At 34.9% G+C, this 7,350-nt stretch carries 5 protein-coding genes; all 5 read left to right on the forward strand.

Annotated features, from left to right (window positions below; translation table 11 throughout):
- Positions 1-749 precede the first annotated feature (749 nt).
- On the forward strand, positions 750-1,790 hold the full coding sequence (locus tag ENL20_07300; protein ID HHE38364.1) for a hypothetical protein: 1,041 nt from the start codon (positions 750-752) through the stop codon (positions 1,788-1,790).
- Positions 1,791-2,003: 213 nt separating this feature from the next.
- A complete protein-coding gene (locus ENL20_07305) occupies positions 2,004-3,788 on the forward strand; it encodes a PAS domain S-box protein (GenBank protein HHE38365.1) in 1,785 nt (594 codons plus the stop codon).
- Between the two features lie 221 nt (positions 3,789-4,009).
- Complete coding sequence (locus tag ENL20_07310; GenBank protein ID HHE38366.1) at positions 4,010-6,505, forward strand: hypothetical protein; 2,496 nt, start codon at positions 4,010-4,012, stop codon at positions 6,503-6,505.
- A gap of 16 nt (positions 6,506-6,521) precedes the next feature.
- Complete coding sequence (locus ENL20_07315; GenBank protein ID HHE38367.1) at positions 6,522-7,100, forward strand: hypothetical protein; 579 nt, start codon at positions 6,522-6,524, stop codon at positions 7,098-7,100.
- The gene (locus ENL20_07320; protein ID HHE38368.1) at positions 7,087-7,287 is read left to right on the forward strand and encodes a hypothetical protein; all 201 of its coding nucleotides are present in this window, start codon (positions 7,087-7,089) and stop codon (positions 7,285-7,287) included. Before ENL20_07315 ends, ENL20_07320 begins: the two co-directional genes overlap by 14 nt.
- The last annotated feature ends 63 nt before the right edge of the window (positions 7,288-7,350 follow it).

Genomic DNA, 7,350 nt, shown 5'->3' on the forward strand with positions numbered 1-7,350 from the left:
AAATATTACCTTGTCCGTAAAAATAAAGAACTGAGATTCTCAACCGTTGATATCGACACTTTGAAGATATTCACCAGAATAATTATTAAAGATGAAAATATAAATTCCTATCAATATGAATTAACACTTGAAGATGAACACAAAATTATTGAAAAAACAGTAAACAAAAGCAATATTTCCAAGGGATTGGGAGGAGAAACGGTTTCATCCTATAATCTTTATAAATATCCAATGAATGATCCCAACCGGAAAATTGTTTTAAAAAATCTATCTGATGTAGAACTGTTAGTAAAGATTTCAGCAAAAAAATATGCACAATCAAACAGGAATATCGATTTTATCAGGTATTCACCAGAAAAATATGAACACGAAGAGATATTAACGATCGATGATCGATCCTATACCTGTTATACCTCCAATTCCAGAAGTATCGAGTTTACACTGGAAGGTCCGATCCTGCTTAAAATAATCAGCAGGATGATTTTCGATAATAACCTCATTAACAGGCTGAATTATCGCTATTATGTTTATGATAATGATGCCTTGCTGATGACCTTCGAGGATAATGCTTATAAATCAAAAAAGGCGATCCTCAAAAATGACCGCACTAAAATACCTTCAACCGGTGATACAAATATCATCAAACTGGAAAAAGGATTGCATCATATCCGCATTGAAGACACCGATTCCAACCGGAATTTGCTCTTCCGGTTTTATATCAGTAAATCTGCTATAGGAATTTCTACAGAATGAAAAAAATAATATTCTTATCTTTCATTATTATCTGCTCATTTTTATCTGCAAAAACATTCGATTTTTATTCATATTTAGAAGTCGATAATTATTATCAAAGCAATATTTTAAAATATTCCAAACAGGATATTTCCGATTTTAAAAATAATACCAATATTGCAAAATATCAGATCGATACTCTTGATGATTTTATAACTTCCGTGAAATTCGATTTCAGGTTAAAACACAGAATTTTTGCCGGACACACCCAAATCAATAAATTTGTCTATAAATTCGATAAGTACAACAACAATTATATTAAAGATAATAATTATGTTAATTTTGGATTAATCCAATATTTGAGCAAACAAGTAAATTTTTCTTTGAATTATTATTTTTATCCAGAGATTTATCTCAGGCAATATCAAAGTGTTCTTGAAGAAGAAAGTATTTACCGCAATTTTTCCTACTCAAAAAATGTGTATAATTCTTTTCTGAATTGGAAACTCCTTTCTTTGATCGATCTGGATTATAAGTTTGAATTTTCCCAACTTTATTATAATGAATACTTTACGGAATATGATGCAAAGAATATTGAAAACAGGTTCGGTCTTGGCTTGAACATCACCAAAAATCTGAAAATAAATACTCGCTATTCCTATAAAACTTCCAATGCTGATGCCGAAGATGCCTTCAATGAACCGGAAAGGATCGATGTGATAAAAGATGCTTCATATCAGGCGAATATCTATTTTGGCAGAATTTCTTTTACAAAATTTTTGAATCTTTTCAGATATAAACTGGATCTATCTTCAAGTTTGAAATTCGAGCAGAGGTATTTCCAATCCGAATATCTAAATGATTCCTACCATTACGGCAGAGATGACGAAATTATGAGGATCAATAACAATTTTAAAATAACCTTCAGTAAGAAATTTTCTGCAAAGATATTCTATAATTTTGAAAAGAGAAATACAGATTCTATCTTTGACTTCGTGATCGAAGATAAAGAATACTCTCTTTATGAAGTTGGATCAACACTGAAATTCAAGTTTTAATCGAATGTAAAAACAAACAGCCATGTTTGTTCTTTTTTCTTTAACTTTTTCCATACATAAAGTGTGTAGTTAAAGTAGAATAATCATCATACTTCTGTTTTACATTCGTATTTTCTAAACAGCACCACTTTAATCCTTGACAATTTTCCGACCAAATTTGTTTCAAATCCAGCATGAATTATAATTAATAATTCGGTAATATAAAGGACAGGGATGAACAAAAAAAGTATCCTCATCGTTGAAGATGAAAAAATAATTTCCAAAGATATCAAAAGGATCTTAATAAAATTCGGGTATGAAGTTTCCGGAATTGCTGTTTCCGGGAAAGAGGTTTTTGCTCAAATACAAAAACATAAACCTGATCTGATTTTGATGGATATCATTCTAAAAGGTGATTTGAGTGGTATCGATACTGCGGAAAAGATAATAGAACGCTGGAATATTCCTATCATATATTTAACCGCTTATGCTGATGAACAAACCTTGCAGAAAGCGAAGACAACCATTCCTTACGGTTATATTCTCAAACCGTTTGAAGAAAAAGAATTGTATGCGATCGTGGAAATGGCATTTCATAAACACAAACTGGAAAAGAAACTAATACAATCGGTTGAATATACACGAAATATTATTGATAGTTCTCTCGATATGATCATAACCATTAATAAAGACGAGAAAATCGTGGAATTCAATCGAGCAGCAGAAGAAATTTTCGGTTACTCAAAAAAAGATATAAAAGAGAAGCCCTTCAACACCTTGTTTTCAAAAAAAGAGCAGGCAGCAGAAATTTTGGAAATAACTTTAAAGAAGAAGAAAAGCACATTCGAAGTTATGAACAAAAGAGCAAATGGAGAACTTTTTCATAGTTTTTTCTCCGCTTCTGTTATTTGTGATCATCAAGGAAAAACTATTGGAATTATGGGAATTGCCCGGGAGTTGACAGAACAGAAGCAATCGGAAAAAAAATTACGCGAACTCAAAGAAGCTGTGGAAACACTTCGCCTTGGAGTTACAATAACAGATATAAACGGTAAAATAATCTATACGAATCCTGCAGATGCGGAATTGCACGGATATGCAGTTCAGGAATTGATTGGGAAGAATGTGAAGATCTTCGCTCCAAAGGATTTAAGAAGAAGGACTTCCCTGAAACAGATAAAAAAATGGACCGGACTGATACGGGAAAGTAAAAATGTCCGAAAGGACGGTTCAATTTTCCCAACCTGGTTGATTTCCAATGTGGTTAAGGATAATAAAGGAAATCCAATCGCGATTGTAACGACCTGTGAAGACATTACCGAAAGAAAAGAAATGCAGAAACAACTTCTCCGTTCGGAAAGACTTGCCGGAATCGGAGAACTATCAGCGGGAATTGCTCATGAAATACGAAATCCGTTAGGGAATATCAGTTCTTCTGCCCAATTCTGTTTGAATAAATTCGAATTGAATGATGATTTGAAACAATTTCTGGAGATCATTTTAAGAAACTCTGAAAATGCTAATAAAATTATCAAAGAACTTCTGGATTTTGCTAATCCGCGTACTATTTCTCTGAAATCAGGTAATATCAATGAGATCATTACTGAAGTGATCAAACTTGTTTCTCCCAGATGCCTGGAAAGTAATATTAAGATAAAGATAAATAAAGATGAGAACATCCCTGAAATAATGATGGATCAGAAATGGCTGGAACAGGCTTTTTTAAATTTTGTTTTAAATGCCAAAGAATCGATGCCGGACGGAGGGATCCTGAATATCGAGTCATCATTTGATCCTCATAAAAAAGAAATAATAATTGAGTTTTCAGATTCCGGTGAAGGAATTTCCAAAGAAAATATGAAAAAGATATTCGATCCTTTCTTTACTACTAAAACTAATGGAGTTGGTCTGGGATTAAGTCTGGTTCATCAGATAATCTCTGCTCACAGAGGTAAGATCAATGTCTATTCGATAGTTGGGAAAGGAACGAAGTTCGTGATCACTTTACCTGTAAATTAGAATCCAAAAACAGGATTATGTAAGATGAACAAACTGTCATCGTATGTTGACACAGTACTTCCTAGTATTCCTTCAACAGCATCTTACGAAGAATCTAAAGCGTTGTAAGATCGAATAACTAATATTGGATGGAGATTCCTCGAGAATAACAATAAAAGAAACCGTCTCTTTTCGGAAAGAGAAATCCTCGTAATGACAGAAGAAATGGAGAAAAATTATTAATGGCAGTAGAATATAATATCGAAACTTGCAGACAATTAGCAGACAGCTTTCAAAGATGTAAATTATTCAGACCGATGCGGATCGGACGATACGATCCCGGAACAGAACTTGTATATGAGATCAAATCTGTTTCTACCGGAAATATAAGTAGGATCAAATTACTGATCGAAAAATTCGTGGGTGGTGGTTTTGCCGGTCAGGTTTATAAAGTCAAGGTTTTGGAAATTGAATCAGGGAATGAACAGTTTAAGGAGTTAAAGGTTGGAAATTCCTACGCTATAAAAATCCTGATCCCGCCGTCCGGTTTCTCTAAATTCTTTCGTAATTTAGTTTACTGGATTGGATTTCAAGGACCTTTCCAGCTTCAAGTTAATCCAGCTGCCTCGAGAGCAGGAGCGATCTGGCAGAAATTCATCCGTAGAGCAGCGAAGATCAGGTTTGGAACTGAAACTTCGGTTGTTGACATATATGCGACTTTTATTGATCATAAACTCGGAAGCTGTGGTGAGATCAGCCAGTGGATCGAAGGCAGAACCTGGCAGCTCGAAGTCAATAACAGGATGGATTATCTGAAAAAGTGGCTGCGGGGGAAACCTGTTTCGGAAGAGTTTCTCGGATCACCGGAATATCGTCATAAAAAGATATTCATGAGAGAATTCGTGAAATTACTGCACGATATTGGAGGTTATGAATTTGCCCGGCAATATGAATGGTCAACCTGCAAAAGCCAGCCGAATTGTCTGAAACTGATGGAAACAGAGAACGATCCGACAACAGGTCTGGTAGCAGTAGATTTTCGAGCCGGATTAGCTTTACTTCCGTTCCTGCCGATGAGTCCGGGAGATTTTAAACTTATTTTCAAGGGAATCGCTAAAGGAAGTCTGGTGCAGTTCGATCGGGGAAGTATTAAAAAACTGGAATCATTCATAAACGAGTATCCGGAAGAATTTTCCGATATGAGATCAATGCTGGAAGAACTTAAATCATCTGAAGAAATTTATCGAAATTCTCTTCCTGATATTACTCATAACCATGTAAAACTCTTTTATCAAAGAAAATTGTGGTCAACTATCCTCAAAAATTCCCGGGAAGGTTGGAAGATCCTGAATATCATCGATGAAAAAACTAATGAAAAACTGAAGCGAAATAGTTTCCTCCTGATCTTGCTGTATCTTATTGGATTTATCCCGTTTCTGGGAAAATTCCTGATCAAGTTTTCGGGTAGAGCAGACTGGCGAAAACATTATTTTAAAATACTGTCGAGTTGGAACTATTTGATCAAAGCGATCAATGGTAATATCTCGGAAAAATTGATTTTCTGGCATCGTGCAGGACGGATCGACGAACTTCATGCTCTGAAATTATCGAAATCTTTTCTCCTGTTTCTAATCCATTTACCATTCTCTCTTTTACCTGTTGGACTACACAGATTCCTGACAGATTGGAGCTATTTTAAAGAAAGACTGCATTTCATCCTGATCCGTCCGATCCGTTTGTATTTTGATCTGAAATTACGCGAAGAATGGCTGATGGATATGCTTGCCGAAGGTCGCAAAAAACACATGTTAAGTGATAATGATGCGGAAATTATCCAGTCCCAGATCAAAGAACCATACATTCAGAAGTATTTGAAAAGTCTTGCGGTTCATGTCTGCACTTTACCGGTAACGCAGGTTGTTTCTGTTCTCATTGCCTTGATCTATGTTTTGAGTCATCCGGAAATGCCGAGAGTAGAAGCCTGGGGAATCGGAGTCGGGATCATTGCCCTTTTCCAGGTAATTCCCATTTCACCCGGTTCTCTGGTGAGAGGATTGTATGTTGTTTTTCTGGTCATCAAAGAAAAAGATTTCAAGAACTATAATATCGCAGTATTCCTCGCTTTTTTCAAGTATATCGGTTATCTTGCTTTTCCTATTCAGATGACCTATCGTTATCCGGCTTTAGCCCGTTTTATGGCTGGACATTGGGCAACAGAAGCTGTTCATATTATTCCAGTTTTTGGAGAAAGAGGAGCTTTGTTGGAGCATTGGGTTTACGGTCTGTTTTATAACTGGCCTTTGACAATTCGTCGGCGAATGAGTTCAAGAGCGGAATTCAGAAAACCTATGAAAGCCCGTTACTGGCATGTAATTATCTATTCCTTGATCGCTTCTGCTGTATTTGGATTTGTTGATTATTTCTATCAAGCAGATACGGGAATCTTACCGGAATTGAAATCATTGTGGTGGTTGATCCTGATCTTCACAGCATTATTCGGATCATTTGTTACTCTGGGATGTGCCGGTGCCGATCTCTGGAAACGAATTATTGCTACGACTTTTTTTGGAATTTTTACCGGAATTCTTTATACTTCCGTTTCGGTATATTTAGGATTTGAAAGTAACATTGCCGCAGAATATATCTGGCGAATATTTATTTTTTCAGTTCTCTCGACCATTGCTGCTGTGATCACGGAATTGAGTCTGGGAGAACCTTTCAAGGATAGGTTGAAATAAAATTACGAGTGTTTTGATGAAAAAACAAACTGTCTATATGATTGCCGGTGCAAATGGAACCGGTAAAACAACATTCGCGAAAGAGTTCATCAAGGATAAAAATATAACTTTTTTAAATGCTGATGAAATCGAAAAGCAGTTTAATCCAGATGATCGAGAAGGAGGTAAAATCAGGGCTGGTAAAGAATTTTTCCAGCGACTGAAACAATTGATGTCTAATAATAATGACTTTGTTATTGAATCAACCCTTTCAGGTAAATCCTTAATTTCTTTTCTAAAAAAACTTAAAAGAAAAGAAGTCAGGATTATTTTGCTTTATATTTTTCTTGAAAATGTGGAGTTAGCAATTGATCGAGTAAGAATTCGAGTTGAAGAAGGAGGACATAATATTCCCACACAAGACATAATTCGTCGATATTCTCGAAGTATAAATAATTTCTGGAATATATATAGAGATTTAGTTGAAGAATGGCAGATATTTTATAACGGCGAGGAGAATATTATTCAAGCAGCATTTGGTTTCAACGATGAATATAAAATAATCGATGAAGATAAGTTTGAATTATTTTTAAGGAGTTTAAATGTTGAAGATTGAAAATTATGAACTATTAATTGAAATGACAAAGGTATTCCAGAAAGCAATAAAAAAAGCACAACAATCCCATCGAGATAAAGGAATACCAAATGTTTATTCAAAAAATGGTAGAATTGTCTGGGAATTACCTGATGGCAGTTATATTAATAAAAATCCATTTGATAGAATAGTAAAAAATATTAATTAGAGTGCATCTATAAAGATGGAAAAACAAAAAGAAATTCCGCATTATCAGTTTCTCCCGAAGCTT

The sequence above is a fragment of the Candidatus Cloacimonadota bacterium genome, assembly GCA_011372345.1.
In the GTDB taxonomy this organism is placed as follows: domain Bacteria; phylum Cloacimonadota; class Cloacimonadia; order Cloacimonadales; family TCS61; genus DRTC01.